The 15,851-nt window shown below is 70.2% G+C and carries 17 protein-coding genes; 5 read left to right on the top strand and 12 right to left on the bottom strand.

Annotation, left to right across the window (positions count from 1 at the left end):
- Window positions 1-45 precede the first annotated feature (45 nt).
- Both nusA and rimP read right to left on the bottom strand, forming a co-directional pair.
- Window positions 46-1,020, bottom strand: a complete 975-nt coding sequence (nusA, locus tag EPD65_RS12440) for a transcription termination factor NusA (RefSeq protein ID WP_131584609.1) — start codon at window positions 1,018-1,020, stop codon at window positions 46-48.
- Window positions 1,020-1,589, bottom strand: coding sequence for a ribosome maturation factor RimP (gene rimP, locus EPD65_RS16575; RefSeq protein ID WP_243640572.1), 570 nt, complete (start codon window positions 1,587-1,589; stop codon window positions 1,020-1,022). The genes nusA and rimP overlap by 1 nt, the downstream gene beginning before the upstream one ends.
- Window positions 1,590-1,671: 82 nt before the next feature.
- Between rimP and EPD65_RS16580 the strand changes: the two genes are divergently transcribed.
- Together EPD65_RS16580 and EPD65_RS12455 are read left to right on the top strand one after the other, a co-directional pair.
- Entirely contained in the window at window positions 1,672-2,178 is a 507-nt protein-coding gene (locus tag EPD65_RS16580; RefSeq protein ID WP_243640573.1) for a hypothetical protein, read from the top strand.
- A complete protein-coding gene (locus EPD65_RS12455; RefSeq protein ID WP_131584615.1) occupies window positions 2,175-2,603 on the top strand; it encodes a ferritin-like domain-containing protein in 429 nt (142 codons plus the stop codon). The genes EPD65_RS16580 and EPD65_RS12455 overlap by 4 nt, the downstream gene beginning before the upstream one ends.
- Before the next feature lie 116 nt (window positions 2,604-2,719).
- On the opposite strand, the gene EPD65_RS12460 is transcribed toward EPD65_RS12455, so the two are convergent.
- Complete coding sequence (locus EPD65_RS12460; RefSeq protein ID WP_131584617.1) at window positions 2,720-3,418, bottom strand: HAD family hydrolase; 699 nt, start codon at window positions 3,416-3,418, stop codon at window positions 2,720-2,722.
- Between the two features lie 82 nt (window positions 3,419-3,500).
- Window positions 3,501-5,282: a proline--tRNA ligase gene (locus EPD65_RS12465; protein WP_243640574.1), complete on the bottom strand. Its 1,782-nt coding sequence runs from the start codon at window positions 5,280-5,282 to the stop codon at window positions 3,501-3,503.
- A 79-nt stretch (window positions 5,283-5,361) separates the two neighbouring features.
- Between EPD65_RS12465 and EPD65_RS12470 the strand changes: the two genes are divergently transcribed.
- Window positions 5,362-7,017 (top strand): patatin-like phospholipase family protein, encoded by a 1,656-nt coding sequence (locus EPD65_RS12470; RefSeq protein ID WP_207891539.1) that lies wholly within the window; start codon window positions 5,362-5,364, stop codon window positions 7,015-7,017.
- A 1-nt stretch (window position 7,018) separates the two neighbouring features.
- Here EPD65_RS12470 and EPD65_RS12475 read toward each other — a convergent pair whose 3' ends face one another.
- The 8 genes from EPD65_RS12475 to EPD65_RS12510 all read right to left on the bottom strand — a co-directional run bounded on the left by EPD65_RS12475 (window position 7,019) and on the right by EPD65_RS12510 (window position 14,023).
- Window positions 7,019-7,384 carry a DoxX family protein gene (locus tag EPD65_RS12475; protein WP_131584619.1) on the bottom strand — a complete coding sequence of 122 codons (366 nt, stop codon included), beginning with the start codon at window positions 7,382-7,384 and terminating at the stop codon, window positions 7,019-7,021.
- Between the two features lie 39 nt (window positions 7,385-7,423).
- On the bottom strand, window positions 7,424-8,272 hold the full coding sequence (locus EPD65_RS12480; RefSeq protein ID WP_207891540.1) for a GNAT family N-acetyltransferase: 849 nt from the start codon (window positions 8,270-8,272) through the stop codon (window positions 7,424-7,426).
- Window positions 8,273-8,330: 58 nt separating this feature from the next.
- On the bottom strand, window positions 8,331-8,831 hold the full coding sequence (locus EPD65_RS12485) for an SHOCT domain-containing protein (protein WP_131584621.1): 501 nt from the start codon (window positions 8,829-8,831) through the stop codon (window positions 8,331-8,333).
- Window positions 8,828-9,991 (bottom strand): flavodoxin-dependent (E)-4-hydroxy-3-methylbut-2-enyl-diphosphate synthase, encoded by a 1,164-nt coding sequence (ispG, locus tag EPD65_RS12490; RefSeq protein WP_131584623.1) that lies wholly within the window; start codon window positions 9,989-9,991, stop codon window positions 8,828-8,830. The genes EPD65_RS12485 and ispG overlap by 4 nt, the downstream gene beginning before the upstream one ends.
- Window positions 9,992-9,995: 4 nt before the next feature.
- Window positions 9,996-10,628 carry a TetR/AcrR family transcriptional regulator gene (locus EPD65_RS12495; RefSeq protein WP_131584625.1) on the bottom strand — a complete coding sequence of 211 codons (633 nt, stop codon included), beginning with the start codon at window positions 10,626-10,628 and terminating at the stop codon, window positions 9,996-9,998.
- Window positions 10,629-10,971: 343 nt separating this feature from the next.
- A complete protein-coding gene (locus tag EPD65_RS12500; protein ID WP_131584627.1) occupies window positions 10,972-12,333 on the bottom strand; it encodes a M50 family metallopeptidase in 1,362 nt (453 codons plus the stop codon).
- Complete coding sequence (locus EPD65_RS12505; protein WP_131584629.1) at window positions 12,333-13,430, bottom strand: 1-deoxy-D-xylulose-5-phosphate reductoisomerase; 1,098 nt, start codon at window positions 13,428-13,430, stop codon at window positions 12,333-12,335. The genes EPD65_RS12500 and EPD65_RS12505 overlap by 1 nt, the downstream gene beginning before the upstream one ends.
- A complete protein-coding gene (locus EPD65_RS12510; RefSeq protein WP_131584631.1) occupies window positions 13,427-14,023 on the bottom strand; it encodes a hypothetical protein in 597 nt (198 codons plus the stop codon). Before EPD65_RS12510 ends, EPD65_RS12505 begins: the two co-directional genes overlap by 4 nt.
- Window positions 14,024-14,121: 98 nt before the next feature.
- Between EPD65_RS12510 and bluB the strand changes: the two genes are divergently transcribed.
- Entirely contained in the window at window positions 14,122-14,745 is a 624-nt protein-coding gene (gene bluB / locus EPD65_RS12515) for a 5,6-dimethylbenzimidazole synthase (protein WP_131584633.1), read from the top strand.
- 24 nt (window positions 14,746-14,769) lie between these two features.
- A complete protein-coding gene (locus EPD65_RS12520) occupies window positions 14,770-15,846 on the top strand; it encodes an LOG family protein (RefSeq protein ID WP_131584635.1) in 1,077 nt (358 codons plus the stop codon).
- The last annotated feature ends 5 nt before the right edge of the window (window positions 15,847-15,851 follow it).

The raw sequence follows: 15,851 nt of genomic DNA on the forward strand, positions 1-15,851 counted from the left end.
TTTGCAGTCACCACGTGACTGCAAACCCACCGCTTGTTCGCTGGCTCAGGCCTGCGGGGCCTCGTCCGAGCGGATGTCGATCCGCCAGCCGGTGAGGCGGGCGGCGAGGCGGGCGTTCTGGCCCTCCTTGCCGATCGCCAGCGACAGCTGGAAGTCCGGAACGACGACGCGGCAGGCGCGTGCAGCCAGGTCGACGATCTCGACCGACGTGACGCGCGCGGGCGACAGCGCGTGGGCGACCATCTCGGCCGGGTCCTCGGACCAGTCGACGATGTCGATCTTCTCGCCGTGCAGCTCGCTCATGATGTTGCGGACGCGGCTGCCCATCGGGCCGATGCAGGAGCCCTTGGCGTTGACGCCTGGGACGGTCGACTTCACCGCGATCTTGGTGCGGTGGCCGGCCTCACGGGCGATCGCCGCGATCTCGACGGTGCCGTCGGCGATCTCGGGGACCTCGAGCGCGAAGAGCTTCTTCACCAGGTTCGGGTGGGTGCGCGACAGGGTGATCTGCGGACCGCGCATGCCCTTGCGGACCGAGACGACGAGCGCCTTGATGCGGGTGCCGTGCTCGTAGTTCTCCCCCGGGACACGCTCGCCGATCGGGATGATCGCCTCGAGCTTGCCGAGGTCGACCATCACGTCATCGGCGCGCTGGCCCTGCTGGATGATGCCGGAGATGATGTCGCCCTCCTTGCCCGCGAACTCACCGAAGGTGATGTCGTCCTGGGCGTCACGGAGGCGCTGGAACATGATCTGGCGCGCGGTGCCCGCCGCGATCCGGCCGAAGCCGTCGGGGGTGTCGTCGTACTCCTCGGAGAACGTGCCGTCCTCCTCCTGCTCGCGCACGAGGACGTTCACGTGACCGGTCTTGCGGTCGACGATCACTCGCGCGCGCTGCTGGGCGCCCGGAGTCTTGTGGTACGCCTGCAGGAGCGCCTGCTCGATCGCCTCGACGAGGACCTCGAACGAGATCTCCTTCTCGCGCTCCAGCATCCGCAGGATGCTCAGGTCGATGTCCATCAGTCGTCGTCTCCCTCGTCGCCGAAGTCGGCGGTGTCGTCACTGTCGTCGCCGGCCTCCTCGAAGGCGGCCTTGCGGTTGAACTCGATCTGCACGCGCGCCTTGGCGATGTCGACGTACTCCACACGGGTCTCGACGATCTTCGGCTTGGCGCCCTTGCTCGCGCGCTTGTCGACGAGCAGCGTCACGCCGGTCTCGTCGGACTCGCCGATGCGGGCCTCGACCTCGCCGCCCTCGACGAGGGTCACCTTGACCAGGCGGCCCGCATTGCGGCGCCAGTGGCGCGCATGCGTGAGCGGCCGGTCGACGCCGCGCGAGGTGACCTCGAGCATGTACGGCTCGGCGCCCATCACGTTGGAGGACTCCAGGAAGTCGTCGACTTCCTTGGTCGCCGCCGAGATCTCGTCGAGCGTCACGCCGGTCTCGGAATCGACGGCGATCCGCAGCACGCGACGCTGGCCGGCCTTGGAGAGCTCGACAGCCTCCAGGTCCAGGCCGAGAGCGGCCAGGGGGTCGATGAGCCCTGCTTCGATGCGGGCCCTGGTGGCGTCCAGTCCGGAACTGCTCACAGTGCGACCTCCTTGTGCTGTTGTCGGCCCCAACCTTAGCGGGTCCACGGCAGTGGACGCGCCGACAGATAGGGTTCGCGACGTGCCTGACACCGTGATCACCGTCTCCCGCCGATCGGCTGTGCGGGGGGCGGCCCTCCTGGGGGCCACCGCCGTCGCCGCAAGCACTGCCGGCTGCCAGTGGGGCCCTCCCGCCACTGTCGCAGCGCCCGCCGCGAAGCGGGACGCCGACGCGACCACGGTCTCGCAGCTGACCACCGCGATCGCCACCCAGGCCCAGCTGGTCGCCGATACTGCGACGAAGCACGTCGGGCTGGCGACGACGCTCGCGCCACTGACCGCCATGCACCGGGCGCACCTGGCCGTCCTGACCAAGGAACCGGTCACCGCTGCTGCCGCCGCGGTGCCGCCCTCCCCCGATGCCGCGCTCTCCGCCGTACGCCGGGGCGAGGCCGCCCTGCAGCGCTCCCTCACCGCGGGCGCCCAGCACGCTGCCAGTGGCCCGCTCGCGCGCGCACTGGCGTCGATGGCCGCCGGCGTCGCGATGCACCTCGCCGCAGCGCCGACGCCGGCGGGGCGTGCCGCATGACCACCGAGATCACTCCCCTGCAGACTGCGGTCGCCGGCGAGCACGCCGCGGTCTGGGTGCTCGGCGTCATCGGCGCACAGGCACCCGAGGACTCCGCACTCCGCGACCAGGTGACGGATGCCTTCCGCACGCACCGCAGCCAGCGCGACCACCTCGTCGCGCGGATCACCGCGCTTGGCGGCGTGGCGGTCCCTGCCGAGCCGGGCTACACGTTGGGCGACGTCAGCTCATCGTCGGCGGCCTGGGCTGCGGCGCTCGAGGTGGAGAAGAAGGCCGCCGCGGTCTACGCGGACCTGGTGGCACATGCGACGGGCTCCGACCGGAGCTGGGCGGTTACCGCCCTCGTCGAGTGCGCGATCCGCCAGCTGCGGTTCCGGGGGAGCCCCGAGATCTTCCCCGGAACCAGCGAACTGGCGAACCGCTGACCGCCTGTCCGAGCAGGGGCACAGGAAAGATCCTGCAACATCTCCCCTGAACCTGCGCAACGATCTGTATTGCAGGTTTATGCAATGCACAAACCTGCAATACGGGTGCTGCTACGTCAGAGCCAGCCCGCCACGACGTCGGCGACCTCGCCGACGCGCTGCACCACGGCATCCGGCACGCCCTCGGTGTGACCGAGCTGGTCGGCGGGGATCGTGCTGTGCGGCACGTGGATCGCCCGCATGCCCGCTGACTGCGCGCCCCACACGTCGTCGTACAGCCGGTCGCCGACGTAGACGCAGCGCGCCGGGTCGGTGACGCCGACGGCCTCCATCGCCGCACCGAATGCGCGAGGCGACGGCTTCGTCCACGGAATCTCGCTCGTGTAGACGTCACCGTCGATCAGGTCAGCCACCCCGTCGCGCTCGAAGTAGCCGCGGTGCCAGGACCGGGGCCAGATCGTGTTGGAGAGGATGCCGACCTTGATCCCCTGCGCACGCAGCCGCTCGAACATCGGCGCCACCTCGGGATCCGTCAGCGTGTGCGGCGCCCAGAAGTCGTAGTACGCCGACAGCAGGGCGGGATCGTGGTCGAGTCCCGCCTCGATGAAGAGGTCCGCGACCGTGGCGCTGCGCTGTGCGTCCCGGCTCCATCCCCACACCCGGGCGCCGGCCTCGTGGATCCGCGCTGCGTGAACGTCGAGGTCACCGTGCGCACCGATCACCGCCTGCGCGAGCGCGAGCGACTCCTCGTGGAAGTCGACGTCGTGCCAGGCCGTGAGCGTGCCGCCCCAGTCAAAGATCACTGCCTCGATCATGGAGCCACTCTGCCACTGCGCTACCGATCAGTACGGCCCCCAGACCCGGAGGTCGGGGGCCGTACTGATCGGTAGCGGCGGGTCAGCTGCGGACGATCGCGGCAATCGTCGCAGCGGCGTCGGCGACGGCGACGTCCTGCTTCTCGCCGGTCCGGCGGTCCTTGATCTCGACGAGGCCGTCGACCAGGCCGCGGCCCACGGTGACGATCGTCGGTACGCCGATCAGCTCGGCGTCCTTGAACTTCACACCGGGGCTGACCTTGCCGGCGCGGTCGTCGTAGATGACCTCGATGCCCTGGGCTGCGAGCTCGTTGCTCAGCGCCTCGGCGGCCTCGAAGAGGGTGGCGTCCTTGCCCGCGGCGACGATGTGCACGTCGGCGGGTGCGATCTCGCGCGGCCAGCAGAGGCCGAGCTCGTCGTGGTTGCCCTCGGCGATGACCGGCACGGCACGCGAGACACCGATGCCGTAGGAGCCCATCGTGACGGTGACGAGCTTGCCGTTCTCGTCGAGCACCTTGAGGTCGAGCGCCTCGGCGTACTTCGTGCCGAGCTGGAAGATGTGGCCCATCTCGATGCCGCGGGCAGTCTCGAGGACGCCGTCCGCACAGTTCGGGCAGGCGTCACCGGCCCGCACCTCGGCCGCCTCGATGGTGCCGTCCGGGGTGAAGTCGCGACCGACGACCAGGTCGACGACGTGGTGCTCGTGCAGGTCGGCTCCCGCCACCCAGGCGGTGCCCTCGGAGACGCGGGGGTCGACCAGGAAACGGATGCCGGTCTTCGACTCCTCACCGAGGACGCCGGGGCCGATGTAACCCTTCACGACGTCGGGGAACTGCTTGAGCTCGTCCTCCGTCATCGGCTCGACGCCGATGGGCTCGAGCTGACCCTCGAGGCGCTTCTGGTCGACCTCACGGTCGCCCGGGAGGCCGATCGCGAGGGGCTCACGGGTGCCGTCGGGGTGGACCAGCATCATCAGGACGTTCTTGAGCGTGTCGGCCGCGGTCCACGGACGGTCGGCGCGCGGGTGGTCGGCGTTGAGCGCGTCCACGAGCTTTGCGATGGTCGACGCGTCCGGCGTGGGCTCCACGTGCGCGGCGGGGACTCCGTCGTATGCGATCGGGGCCGGCGTCGGGACCGTGACGGCCTCGACGTTCGCGGCGTACCCGCAGGAGGTGCACTGGACGAAGGTGTCCTCGCCGACCTCGAGCTTCGCGAGGAACTCCTCCGACTTCGAGCCGCCCATCGCGCCGGCGGTCGCCTTCACGATGACGTAGTCGAAGCCGAGGCGGTCGAACGTCTTGATGTACGCCGCACGGTGGGCGGCGTACGACGCCTCGAGGCCCGCGTGGGTGTAGTCGAAGGAGTAGGAGTCCTTCATGACGAACTCGCGGCCGCGCATGAGGCCCGCGCGGGGACGCGCCTCGTCGCGGTACTTCGTCTGGATCTGGTACAGCGAGACCGGCAGGTCCTTGTAGGAGGAGTAGAGGTCCTTCACGACGAGCGTGAACATCTCCTCGTGCGTGGGGCCGAGCAGGTAGTCGGCACCCTTGCGGTCCTTCACACGGAAGATGCCGTCGCCGTACTCCTCCCAGCGGTTGGTCGCCTCGTAGGGCTCCTTGGGCAGCAGGGCCGGGAACTGCAGCTCCTGCGCACCCATCGCGTCCATCTCCTCGCGGACGATGCGCTCGACGTTGCGGTAGACCTTCAGGCCCAGCGGCAGCCAGGTGTAGATGCCCGGCGCGGCACGGCGGATGTAGCCGGCGCGGACCAGCAGGCGGTGGCTCGGGACCTCGGCGTCGTTGGGGTCGTCGCGCAGGGTGCGGACGAACAGCTGGGACATGCGAGAGACGCGCGCAGAGCTCATGGGCGCAAGGTTATCGGCGACGGCGGGTCGGCCACGAAGTGGCTGCCGGCACCGGACCCTTGGCTCTAGTGTCCGGAGCATGCGCATCCCCCTCCGCCGCAGCGACAGCTTCCTCCCGCCGGAGCCGGCCGATCTCCCCGCCGAGGCGGCGGCCGCGAGCGAGGAGCGCGCCCACGATCCGATCTACCGGCTGCAGCGGATGGAACGCCGGCTGGTGCGCAGCGCGCTGGCGCACCCGGACGTCCTCACAGCTGAGGAGATGCGGCGGCTGCGCTACCTGATCAGCTTCGCGCGGCTGACCGTCTTCGAGCCGGGCGCCGCGGGAGGCGGGGTGCGGGGCCGCGGCGACGTCGATGTCAGCGCCGAGCTGGAGCAGTGGCGGACCAAGGTGATCGACGCCTTCGCGCAGTCGCTGCGGCGCGAGAAGGACCGCGTCGTACGGCTGCAGCTCGCGCGCGAGGTGCTGCACGCGCTGGAGGCGGAGCAGACCGAGCAGCGCCAGGCCCTGCTCGACCGCCACCGCAACGACTTCTCCCCCGCCGAGCTCGACGCGGAGGTGGGCCTCCGCAGCCTGGTCCTCGTGCTGGGCGGTGGCGGCGGCGCGGGCTTCGTCTACATCGGCGCGCTGAAGCACCTCGTGGAGTCCGGGCGCGTCCCCGACTACATGATGGGCGGCTCGATGGGCGCGATCCTCGGCGGCATCTTCGCGCGCGAGGTGCCGGTCCCGATCGAGCAGTACATCGACTTCGCCCACAGCCTGAGCTACCGCGGCATCCTCGGCCCCGAGCCGCGCTCCCGCCGGCACGGCCTGACCAGCCTCTTCTCCCTGCGGTACGACGAGTTCGCCGCCGACCTCTTCCGCCGTCCCGACGGTGAGCAGATGCGGATGGAGGACCTCGCGATCCCCTTCGACTGCGTCGTGTCCGGCGTCCACCAGGACCTCTTCTCGCGGCTGCCGGCGCGCTTCCGCCGACAGCAGCTGGCCAACGTCCAGGGCCGCGCACTCCCGCTCCGCCCGATCAGCATCGGACCGGTCATGAACAGCCGGCTGTGGCAGATCGCGTCGTTCATCGACTCACGCGTCGTCAAGCCGATGGTGATCGGCGCGGACGACCTGACCCGCCAGTTCAACGTCGTCGACGCGCAGTCGTTCTCCGCCGCGATCCCCGGCGTGCTCCACCACGAGGTGAAGAGCGAGCGGATGATCGAGCTGGTCGACACGTGGCTCGAGCAGAAGAACGTCGCCGCCCTGGTCGACGGCGTGGCAGCCGCCAACGTGCCGATCGAGCTGGCCTACCGCCGGCTCCGCGAGGGGCGGATCGGCACCCGCAACGGTGTCGTCGTCGCCCTCGACTCGATGCACCCGCGCTGGGATCCCAAGCACCTCTGGATGACGCCGGTGACGCAGGCGGTCGCGGTGCAGATGATCGGCAACGCGCCGTACGCCGACCACCTCGAGCGGATGGAGCCGACGCTCAGCCCGGTGACCCTGGCGCCGAACCGCGCCGGCATGGACCGCGCGATCGGTTGGGGCGAGGACTCGATGAAGGCCCTCGACCCCCTGCTGGAGGCGCTGACCGCCCCGGTCTGGTGGGACGGCGAGCGGCCGTCGTACGACGCGACGCCGGAGAAGCAGCGCCGGACGTCACTCGCACCGTCGATGTCGTCGGTGCTCGAGGCCTACGGGCGTCAGCGTGACTGGTGGCAGCGCACCCGCGGCCGGTTCCTGACCTGAGTCAGGCCTTGGCGGCGTTGAGCGCGGCCTTGATCATCGGCAGCTGCAGCGGCAGGCGGCCGTAGGCGACCGCCCTGAACGTCGGGCTGCCGAGGCGGCGAGCGTCGTCGGCCATCTTCAGGTTGCCCGGGAAGACGCCGACGAGAAGCGCAGCGCTCGCGAGTCCGGCGACGCGGCGCGTGGGCGGGAACAGCATGCCCAGCGCACACGCGATCTCAGCAACGCCCGAGCCGATGATGATCTCGCGGTGGGCCGGCACGAAGTCGGGCATGAGCGGCTCGAACACGTTGGGCTTGACCAGGTGCAGCGTGCCGGAAGCGAGGAAGGCACCGGAGACGATCCTGGCGCCGAGCGGAAGAGAGGCCATGACGCAACGCTACTGCTGTGCGACCGCTGCGGGAACGGGTCAGAACATGATCGTCGAGAACCGTGCGGTCTCGACGAAACCCGCACGCGCGTAGGCAGCGCGCGCCGGGTGGTTCCACTCGTTGACGTAGAGCGACGCGGTCGGCGCGATCTCGGAGAGCACCAGCTCCGCAACGCGTGCCATGCCGGCCGCAGCCAGGCTCTTGCCGCGCCATTCCGGGGCGATCCAGACACCCTGGATCTGGGCTGCGTGCGGGGTGACGCTCGCGACCTCGGCCTTGAACACCACCCGGCCCGCGTCGTCGAACCGGGCGAACGACCAGCCGCGGTTGACCAGCTGCCGCACCCGGGCGCGATAGAGCGGCCCGCCTCCCCCGGTCTCCGGGGAGACACCGACCTCTTCGGTGTACATCGCGACGCACGCCGGGTAGAGGGCGAGCAGGTCGGCCTCCGTCGTACGCCGGACAAGGGGGTCGCCCGCGATCGCCGGGGCGCCGGTCAGCTCGAGGTGCGGCTGCCGCCAGCGCTCCTCGCGGGGCGGCGCATAGTCGTCCTGAAGCAGGCCCCACAGCCGTTCCACGGCAGGATGCGGGCCGACCAGCGTCGCCCAGGTCGCGGGCAGTCCACGCAGGTGCCGCGCGAAGTCGTCGAGATCCCGCGGGCCTGCCTGGACCGGGACGAGGTTGGCGCCGACGTGCAGCGCGGAGACCAGGTCGCCGTCGACGAACCGTCCGACCACCTCACCGCCCAGCCAGGCAGGGTCGAGACGGGTCATCCGCGCCCGGTAGTCGACGAAGACGTTGACCACAGGATCCTGCTCGGCAAGCGCCAGGAAGGCGGGCACGTCGGCCGAGCCGAGCACGCGCACCTTCGCAGTGGTGGACAACACGAGGCGACTGTAGCCGCCACGCGTTGCGCCGTGAATCACGAAACGGTGACGGCTCCGGTCAGAGTTCGTCGAGGATCGCGCGGCGACGCTCGTCGTGCTCCGCCTGGGTGATCAGGCCCTGCGCCAGGAGCTGCTGCAGCTCGGTGAGCCGCTGCGCCGCAGTGGGACGCGAGCCCTCCGCAGCGGGCGCCGACGGCTGGTCGTGGCGCAGGTTGGACGCGAGGTAGGTCGCGGCGAGACCGTCGTCGTCCAGCAGGGTCATGGCGGTGGCGTCACCGACGTTCATGCCGGAATCGCGTGCCATCCGGCGAGCGGTCGAGACCCGCCAGATCGTGCCGCCGACGCCGAGGATCAGGACCAGAAGCACCCCGACCACGAAGAAGCCGGGGACGCCACCCGCGCTCATGTCGCTGCCGCAGTCGACGGTCCAGTGGTCACCGTCAGTCGACGTGTACGTCGGCAGCTGCCCGTACTCCGGGCAGTCATCGGCGAGGTCGTTCGGAAACGCGTCGGTGGAGTCATCCGCGGCGCTGACGACCGAGAACGGCACCGTCGTCACGAAACCGAGACCTCGGCAGAGCCGCCCTCGACGGGCTCCATCTCCTCCGCGAGGCGCATGGCCTCCTCGATCAGCGTCTCCACGATCTTGGCCTCGGGCACGGTCTTGATGACCTCGCCGCGGACGAAGATCTGGCCCTTGCCGTTACCGCTGGCGACGCCGAGGTCGGCCTCGCGCGCCTCACCGGGACCGTTGACGACGCAGCCCATGACGGCCACGCGGAGCGGGACCTCGAGGCCCTCGAGGCCGGCGGTCACCTGCTCGGCAAGCTTGTAGACATCGACCTGCGCGCGGCCGCAGGAGGGGCAGGAGACGATCTCGAGCTTGCGCGGGCGCAGGTTGAGCGACTGCAGGATCGAGATGCCGACCTTGACCTCCTCGACCGGCGGGGCGGACAGGCTCACGCGGATCGTGTCGCCGATGCCCTTGGAGAGCAGCGCACCGAACGCGGTCGCCGACTTGATCGTGCCCTGGAACGCCGGCCCGGCCTCGGTGACGCCGAGGTGCAGCGGCCAGTCGCCCTTCTCGGCGAGCAGCTCGTAGGCGCGGACCATCACGACCGGGTCGTTGTGCTTGACCGAGATCTTGAAGTCACGGAAGCCGTGCTCCTCGAAGAGGCCGGCCTCCCAGATCGCGCTCTCGACGAGCGCCTCGGGCGTCGCCTTGCCGTACTTCTCCAGCAGGCGCTTGTCGAGCGAGCCGGCGTTGACGCCGATGCGGATGGAGGTGCCGCGGTCCTGAGCAGCGCGCGCGATCTCCTTGACCTGGTCGTCGAAGGCCCGGATGTTGCCCGGGTTGACGCGTACGGCGGCGCAGCCGGCGTCGATCGCCGCGAAGACGTACTTCGGCTGGAAGTGGATGTCGGCGATGACCGGGATGTTGGCCTTGGCCGCGATCGCCGAGAGCGCGTCAGCGTCGTCCTGGCTCGGGCACGCGACGCGGACGATGTCGCAGCCGGCCGCCGTGAGCTCGGCGATCTGCTGCAGCGTCGAGTTGACGTCGGAGGTCAGCGTCGTGGTCATCGACTGCACGCTCACCGGAGAGTCCGAACCGACCCCTACCTTGCCCACCTTGATCTGGCGGGTCTGCCGGCGCGGGGCCAGAACGGGAGCGGGGGCCTCGGGCATGCCCAAGGAGATCGGCGTGCTGGTCGACGTCATGAGGTCAGTCTAGGAGGCGGAGGTCCACCGCATGCATGCACTCGTCGACCATGGCACCCGTAGCGCAGCCGCCGGTGCGCGCGAGGTGGTCGGCCAGGCCTCGCCTGACCGCCTCCATCAAGAACTCACCCTTAGTCATCGGTCGTTGCTGGGCCTCGCGCAGCTGGTCTGCCGTGCGCGACCGGGAGGAACGCGGCTCGGGCTCGCGCAACCACAGAACCTCGTCGACCAACGCGCGAATCCGCAACGACGCGGTCGCGTCGTACGCCTCGAGCACACGCCGCGCTGAGGATGCCTGTGGGGCCCATCGGAGCGACTCGAGGGCACGGTGGGCAACCTGCTGCTCCTCCGTGAGTGGGAGCAGGCGCCAGATGCCCTCGCGCAAGACTGCGTCCGGGTCAGCGTCGATCCGCGGATGGAGTGACGGCAGCGGAAGCAGCTCGCGGGCATGGGCCGCGCCGCGCTGGAGCAGCAGGTCCTGGGTGGTCCAGATGTTCCGTACTGCCGAGAGCGTCAGACCCGTCTCTGCGGCGATCCGGCGATACGACACTGCCGCAGGACCTTCATCGGCAAGGAGACGCATGACGAGCGGGTGCACGAGCTCGGCTTTGACGATGCGATTGGTCAGACGGGGCATGTCGCCAGTGGACCTGACCCGTGGGCGGACCGCGAGTCGTCCTCCACAGGCCCTCCCCGCACGGACCCGGGCGTGGTGCCGGTCATGAGTACGACACGGGTGTGCCGCCATGGCCCGTGCCTCAGGGCGTGGTGCCGGTCATGAGTACGACACGGGTGTGCCGCCATGGCCCGTGCCTCAGCGCATGGTGCCGGTCGTGACTACGACACGACTGTGCCGCGATCATCGCCGGCCATGGTGCGACAAACGGCGCCTGTTGACGACACGGCTGTGTCGCCCTCGCGACTGGGAGCCCTGAAAAATCCCGCACTGTTGGCGGCACACGTGTGCCGCTAGGAGTCTCTCAGCCGTACAGCTTCACCGGGATGATCAGGTCCGCGAGGATCAGCACGACGCCCATCACGACGAACGCCATCGTCATCACGTAGGCGATCGGCAGCAGCCGGGCGACGTCGACGTGTCCGGGGTCGGGGCGGTGGAACACCCGGGCCCAGCCGCGACGGACACCCTCCCAGAGGGCTCCGGCGATGTGGCCGCCGTCGAGCGGCAGCAGCGGCACGAAGTTGAACATGCCGACGAAGAAGTTGAAGCCGGCGATCAGGGAGATCAGGGAGACAACCTTGGCCTGCAGCGGGAAGTCGTCCTGCGCGGCCACCTCACCGGCGAACCGACCGCCGCCGACGATGCTGACCGGGCCGTTGGGGTCGCGCTCCTCGAGGCCGACCAGGGCCATGCCGACATGCCACACCTTCACCGGGAGCACCGCGATGGCGTGCGCGGACTCCTTGACCATGCCGCCCATCTGACCGAGCGTGTACAGCGGGCCACCGTGGTGCGCGACCGTCGTCGGCGTGACGCCGAGGAAGCCGACCGGCGCGAGCTTGCTGGGGTTGGCCGGGTCGAGCGGACGCGGCGTCACCTGCGTGGTGACATCGAGCGTCACCTCGGTGCCATCGCGCTCGACGATGAGCTTCGCCGTCCGGTCGCCGTTGCCGCGGATCATCTCCTGGACCTGTCGCCAGGAGGTGATCTTCTCGCCGTTCCAGGAGAGGAACCGGTCACCCTTCTGCACACCCGCAGCGGCCGCCGGCGACGGGTGCTCGCGTAGCTCTGCAGGGGTGCACTCGCGCTGGTCCTGCGAGGCCGGCACGACGCAGCCCGACACCTGCGCGACGACCGGGCTCACACTCGGGTCCGCATCGTTGCCGACCGTGGCGAAGACGCCCCAGAACAGGAAGAACGCGATGGCGAGGTTGACCGTCGGGCCGCCGGCCATGACGACGACCTTCTTCCACCAGGTCATCTTGTAGAACAGGCGCGGCTCGTCCTCGGGCCGGACGAGCTCCCACTCAGCGGCACGCGCGTCGGAGATGAGCTGGGTGAACAGACCCGTGTTGGACTTGCGGATCTTCAGCACCTGATTGCCGTCGGCGTCGGTCTCGACCTCATCGGCCAGCTGTGCGGCTCCGGGCGGCAGCATGCCGATGATCTTCACGTAGCCGCCGAGCGGGATCGCCTTGACGCCGTACTCGGTCTCGCCGACCTGCTTGCTCCAGACCGTGGGTCCGAAGCCGATGAAGTACTGCGTGACCTTGCCGCCGAAGGCGCGCGCGGGGACCATGTGACCCACCTCGTGCAGCCCGATCGAGGCGAGCATGGCGACCACGAAGACGAGGACGCCGAGCGTGTAGTAGAGCAGGGCCATCAGGATCCTTCGATGAACGTGCGCGCCGTGGAGCGGGCCCACGCGTCGGCAGCGAGGACGTCGTCGACGGTGAGTGCGCCCTTCGAGGGTACGTCGTGGGCGTGCAGCACGCGGGCGACCGTCGGGACGATGTCGACGAACGGCAGGCGACCGGTGAGGAACGCATCGACGGCGACCTCGTTGGCGGCGTTGTAGACCGCCGGAGCCGTGCTCCCCCGCTGCCCGGCCTCGCGTGCCAGCGACACCGCCGGGAAGGCCTCGTCGTCGAGCGGGAAGAACTGCCAGGTCTCCGGCCTGGTCCAGTCACAGCCGGGCGCAGCACCGGGGACGCGGTCGGGCCACTCGAGACCGAGCGCGATCGGGATCATCATCGTCGGCGGGCTGGCCTGCAGGATGGTCGAGCCGTCGATGAACTCCACCATCGAGTGCACCACGCTCGTCGGATGGACGACGACGTCGATCCGGTCGAACGGCAGGCCGAAGAGCAGGTGTGCCTCGATCACCTCGAGGCCCTTGTTGACGAGCGTCGCCGAGTTGACCGTGATGACCGGGCCCATCGCCCACGTCGGGTGGTTGAGCGCCTGCTCACGGGTGACACCGGCGAGCTCTTCGCGGGTCTTCCCGCGGAACGGGCCACCGCTGGCCGTGAGGACCAGCCGCTTCACCTCGTCGCCGCGGCCGGCCCGCAGGCACTGGGCGATCGCGGAGTGCTCGGAGTCGACGGGGACGATCTGGCCCGGCTTGGCGCGCTCCAAAACCAGCGGTCCGCCGATGATCAGCGACTCCTTGTTGGCGAGCGCGAGGGTGGTGCCGGCCTCGAGCGCCGCGAGCGTGGGGCGCAGGCCGACGGCACCGGTGATGCCGTTGAGGACGACGTCACACGGCAGGGCGGCGGCCTCCGTCGAGTCCTCCTCCCCCAACCCGGAGTACGCCGGGCGGAACTCCGCCACCTGCTGCTCGAAGAGCTGCACGTTGGAGCCACCCGCCGTCAGGCCGACGACGCGGAACCGATCCGGGTTGGCCCGCACCAGATCGAGAGCCTGGGTGCCGATCGAGCCCGTGGATCCGAGGATGACGATGTCGCGGCGGGAGGTCACAGGGCGACGACCTCTCCGGCACCGAGAGCCGCGACGAGACGCCCCGCCTCGGAGTCGTGCGCGACGACGTCGCGGGTCAGCACGGTGGCGCCCGCGAGCGACAGAGCGGTCGCATCTCCGGCCACGTCGACGACCGGCGCCGGGTTCGTCCGGCCCGCCTTCAGCGCGAACTGCCACTCCAGCTGCCACACCGGGTCGACCGGCTCCGGACCGTGGAGCAGCGCAGGCACACCGGCAACCGGGTCGATCGAACCGTCGGTCAGCACCATCGCTGCGCCCTCGTTGGAGTCGGAGACGACCGCACCGAGCCGCAGGGTCGCCAGGACCGAGAGTGCACGCAGCAGCGGGTCGCCGAGACCGATCGCGACGACCTGCCCCGGAGCGAGGTCGAAGCTGCGCATGGCGCCGGCGAGCGCCCCGACCTCCTCGAGCAGCGCCGCGACGTCGTACGTCCGGTCGGCGGTGCTCAGCGCGGGCGAGGACGCCTCGCCGTTGATCACGCGACGGTCGAGCGCGTGGTAGCAGAGGTTGGTGGTGCCGGGGCGGTCGGCGCCGGGGGCGCGGAACCAGGTCAGGTCGGTGCGGGTGGCCACGGGACGAGCCTAGAGGCAGCCACCGACCACGCGCGGGGTAGGTTGTGCCGCCGCGACGACGCACCTGGTTGCGCGGCGCTGGAGCGGGAGGAAGACCAGTGGAGCTGTACGACGCCATCAACCGTCGACGGGACACGCGTGCCGAGTTCAACGGCGCACCGATCGACGACGAGGTGCTGACGCGGGTCCTCTCCGCAGCCCACGCCGCCCCGAGCGTCGGCATGACGCAGCCGTGGGACTACATCCTGGTCCGCTCCGACGAGACGCGTCGGGCCTTCCGCGAGCACGTGATGGCCGAGCGCGAGGTCTTCGCCAACTCGCTCGAGGGCGAGCGCTCGGAGACGTTCCAGAAGATCAAGGTCGAGGGCATCCTCGAGTCGTCGCTCGGTGTCGTCGTCGGCTACGACCCGACCCGCGGCGGCACCAACCCCCTCGGGCGCCACGCGATCGCGGACGCCGGCCTCTACTCCGCGGTCTGCTCGATCCAGAACTTCTGGCTCGCCGCCACGCAGGAGGGACTCGGCGTCGGCTGGGTCTCCTTCTACCGCGAGGAGTTCCTGCGCGATCTCGTCGGCATGCCGGAGCACGTGCGGCCGATCGCCTGGCTCTGTGTCGGCCCGGTCTCCGAGCTCCCGGACGTGCCGGACCTCGAGCGCTTCGGCTGGCGCCACCGCTCCCCGCTCGACACGGTGCTCCACGAGGAGCGCTACACCGAGCGCTGACCGTCGTCGCCTAGCCTGCTCCGCATGAGGCGCAGGCGCGGGCAGGTCGTCGAGATCCACGATCTCGCGGACTTCGACGGACGCGTGCGCGCAGGCGTCGGGTCGATGTCGGGATGGGTGCTCAGCGGGCTCGACCTGCGCGAGCGCGGCTCCGAGCTGAGCCACTGCCGTGTGGCGGGCGCGATGTTCCTCGGCTGCTCGTTCCGCAACGGCGACGAGTCGTCGCTCGCCGCGCGCGGAGCGCTCGTCTTCCCCGCGATCCCGACGGTGCCGGTCGACACCTGGCCCTCCCGGCTCTACTCCCCCGACGACCTCTACGACACCCCGTCGTACGTCGACTCGCTCGACGCGCGTGCGTACGCCTGGTCGCGCGATCCCGGGCGCGAGCCGGCCCTGGCCCGGGCCCTGCACGACCACGGGATCGAGACCGCGCTGGCGGCGTGGATCAAGGGACGCTCACTGGTCGGCGTGATGGGCGGTCACGCCGCCGAGCGAGGCTCGGCTGACTACACCGACGCCGCACGCCTCGGGCTGGGTCTCGCCGGCTCACGCACCGTGGCCACCGGAGGCGGACCGGGTGCGATGGAAGCGGCCAACCTCGGCGCCTGGCTGTCGCGTCATCCGGCCGACGTGCTCGAGGAGGCGCTCGCCCTCCTCGGCCGGGTGCCGTCGTTCCGACCGGATATCGGGCCGTGGGTCGATGCCGCGTTCGAGGTGCGCGACCGGTGGCCCGACGGCGGCGAGTCGCTCGGCATCCCGACCTGGCACTACGGCCACGAGCCGCCCAACGCATTCGCGACGTCGATCGCGAAGTACTTCGGCAACCCGGTGCGCGAGGCGATCCTGCTGCAGATCTGCAACGCCGGCATCGTCTTCCTGCCGGGTGCCGGCGGCACGGTCCAGGAGATCTTCCAGGACGCCTGCGAGAACTACTACGCCGACGAGTCGTCCGTCGCACCGATGGTGCTCGTGGGGCGGACTTACTGGACCGAGACCTTCCCAGCCTGGCCGCTGCTGGAGTCGCTGGCGCAGGGACGTCCGATGGAGCCGCACGTGCACCTGGTCGACACCGTCGACGAGGCGGTCAGCCTGCTGGGCTGATCGAC

The sequence above is a fragment of the Nocardioides jejuensis genome (assembly GCF_004337475.1).
GTDB classification, from domain to species: Bacteria; Actinomycetota; Actinomycetes; order Propionibacteriales; family Nocardioidaceae; genus Nocardioides; species Nocardioides jejuensis.

Excerpts from the sequence above, each read along its gene's own strand:
- nusA (WP_131584609.1), bottom strand. The coding sequence starts at position 1,020 with ATGGACATCGACCTGAGCATCCTGCGGATGCTGGAGCGCGAGAAGGAG.
- EPD65_RS12455 (WP_131584615.1), top strand. The coding sequence starts at position 2,175 with ATGACCACCGAGATCACTCCCCTGCAGACTGCGGTCGCCGGCGAGCAC.
- EPD65_RS12460 (WP_131584617.1), bottom strand. The coding sequence starts at position 3,418 with ATGATCGAGGCAGTGATCTTTGACTGGGGCGGCACGCTCACGGCCTGG.
- EPD65_RS12465 (WP_243640574.1), bottom strand. The coding sequence starts at position 5,282 with ATGAGCTCTGCGCGCGTCTCTCGCATGTCCCAGCTGTTCGTCCGCACC.
- EPD65_RS12470 (WP_207891539.1), top strand. The coding sequence starts at position 5,362 with ATGCGCATCCCCCTCCGCCGCAGCGACAGCTTCCTCCCGCCGGAGCCG.
- EPD65_RS12475 (WP_131584619.1), bottom strand. The coding sequence starts at position 7,384 with ATGGCCTCTCTTCCGCTCGGCGCCAGGATCGTCTCCGGTGCCTTCCTC.
- ispG (WP_131584623.1), bottom strand. The coding sequence starts at position 9,991 with ATGACGTCGACCAGCACGCCGATCTCCTTGGGCATGCCCGAGGCCCCC.
- EPD65_RS12495 (WP_131584625.1), bottom strand. The coding sequence starts at position 10,628 with ATGCCCCGTCTGACCAATCGCATCGTCAAAGCCGAGCTCGTGCACCCG.
- EPD65_RS12500 (WP_131584627.1), bottom strand. The coding sequence starts at position 12,333 with ATGGCCCTGCTCTACTACACGCTCGGCGTCCTCGTCTTCGTGGTCGCC.
- EPD65_RS12520 (WP_131584635.1), top strand. The coding sequence starts at position 14,770 with ATGAGGCGCAGGCGCGGGCAGGTCGTCGAGATCCACGATCTCGCGGAC.